We start from the raw sequence: 2,252 nt of genomic DNA, 5'->3' as shown, positions 1-2,252 counted from the left end.
CCTTCTGAATTCCATGTTCTGAACGGATCATCTTCATTAAAAGTGATACCAAGTTCAGTGAGTAAATCATGTACTTTTGTTGAGTCTTGATCACCAAGTGCGAAAGTAATATTAATGTCAGCAAACTTAATTTCTAGTCCATCATGATTAGACGAAGAGATAAATAACTGATAGTTACCTTCATCTTCTCTAGTCATATTTGAGATATCAAGGTCTAGAACATTAGAATAACCTGCATTATCAAAAACCCATTCGTAAGTTAAATCAGAGTAAGTAGGAGCAGCAGATAAAGCAGAAGTAAATCCTTCACCACCTTTTACAATCGTATTTAACTCTTGTATAGGATCGATAGTTTGTCCATCATACACAAAACTTGCTACACCCATTGCACTTAGAACATCTAAATCGTCAAAGTACAATTGGTTATCACTTACATCTAAAGTTCCCAAGTTGGTAAGATTTAATAAACTTGATGGAGTAGAAGTAAGATCATTACCACTGATGTCTAATGAAGTAACTTCACCATAATCATTCACTACATAGCTTACCCCGTCGATAGTCCAGTTTCTGAATTCATCAGAAGGATTATCAATCGTTTTCCCTAAATCAGCGATGACTTGTTTAATGTAAGCGGAATCTCTGTCGCCTAAAGTATAAGTCAGGTTGACTTGGTATAAGTTGTATTCTTGTCCTGCATGTGTGGTAGAAGTTACATATAAATCATATGTACCGGCATCAGCAGGTTGGAAGTCAGAGAAACTGAAATCTTTTGAAGCGAACAGTGACGAAGTACCTTTTTTCCAGTTATAGGTAATGTCAGCATAATCTTGAGTGATAGATGAAGTATAGCTATCACCATGCTTGATTACAGCATTTACTGTAGTAGGTGTTACACTTTGTCCGTCATAGGTGATGTTAATTTCCGAATCGTATCCAAGTAATACATCTAATTCATCGAAATAGATATTGTTATCATCAAGAATGATATTTTCTACATCAGCAAAAGCAGCTAAAGAAGAAGGAACCTCTGTAAGATTTTTATTTGATAGATCAATATCGATAACAGCCCCATTATCGTAAACTGTTGTAATAATACCTTCTGAATTCCATGTTCTGAACGGATCATCTTCATTAAAAGTGATACCAAGTTCAGTGAGTAAATCATGTACTTTTGTTGAGTCTTGATCACCAAGTGCGAAAGTAATATTAATGTCAGCAAACTTAATTTCTAGTCCATCATGATTAGACGAAGAGATAAATAACTGATAGTTACCTTCATCTTCTCTAGTCATATTTGAGATATCAAGGTCTAGAACATTAGAATAACCTGCATTATCAAAAACCCATTCGTAAGTTAAATCAGAATAAGTAGGAGCAGCAGATAAAGCAGAAGTATATCCTTCACCACCTTTAACAGTAGCATCAAGTTCTTGAATAGGATCGATTGTTTGTCCACTGTAAATGAAGCTAGCTACACCCATTGCACTTAGAACATCTAAATCGTCAAAGTACAATTGGTTATCACTTACATCTAAAGTGCCTAAGTTGGTAAGATTTAATAAACTTGATGGAGTAGAAGTAAGGTCATTACCACTGATGTCTAATGAAGTAACTTCACCATAATCATTTACTACATAGCTTACCCCGTCGATAGTCCAGTTTCTGAATTCATCAGAAGGGTTATCGATTGTTTTACCTAAATCAGCAATTACTTGTTTAATGTAAGCTGAATCTCTGTCGCCTAAAGTATAAGTCAGGTTGACTTGGTATAAGTTGTATTCTTGTCCTGCATGTGTCGTAGAAGTCACATATAAATTATATGTACCGGCATCAGCAGGTTGGAAGTCAGAGAAACTGATATCTTTTGAAGCGAACAATGACGAACTACCTTTTTTCCAGTTATAGGTAATGTCAGCATAATCTTGAGTGATAGATGAAGTATAGCTGTCACCATGCTTGATTACAACATTTACTGTAGTAGGTGTAACACTTTGTCCGTCATATGTGAGGTTAATTTCCGAATCGTACCCTAATAACACATCTAATTCATCGAAATAGATATTGTTGTCATCAAGAATGATATTTTCTACATCAGCAAAAGCAGCTAATGAAGAAGGAACCTCTGTAAGATTTTTATTTGATAGATCAATATCGATAACAGCTCCATTATCGTAAACTGTAGTAATAATACCTTCTGAATTCCATGTTCTGAACGGATCATCTTCATTAAAAGTGATACCAAGTTCAGTGAG

1 protein-coding gene is annotated in these 2,252 nt (G+C 34.9%); it reads right to left on the bottom strand.

Annotated features, from left to right (window positions below; genetic code table 11):
• Positions 1 to 2,252, bottom strand: a 2,252-nt coding sequence (locus HGP29_RS27990; protein ID WP_168885779.1) for a hypothetical protein, incomplete at both ends; no start/stop codon positions are given.

The organism is Flammeovirga agarivorans, from assembly GCF_012641475.1.
Taxonomy (GTDB): Bacteria; Bacteroidota; Bacteroidia; order Cytophagales; family Flammeovirgaceae; genus Flammeovirga; species Flammeovirga agarivorans.
Note: the sequence above shows the minus strand (reverse complement) of the source record. Positions and strands in the feature narration are given on the sequence as shown.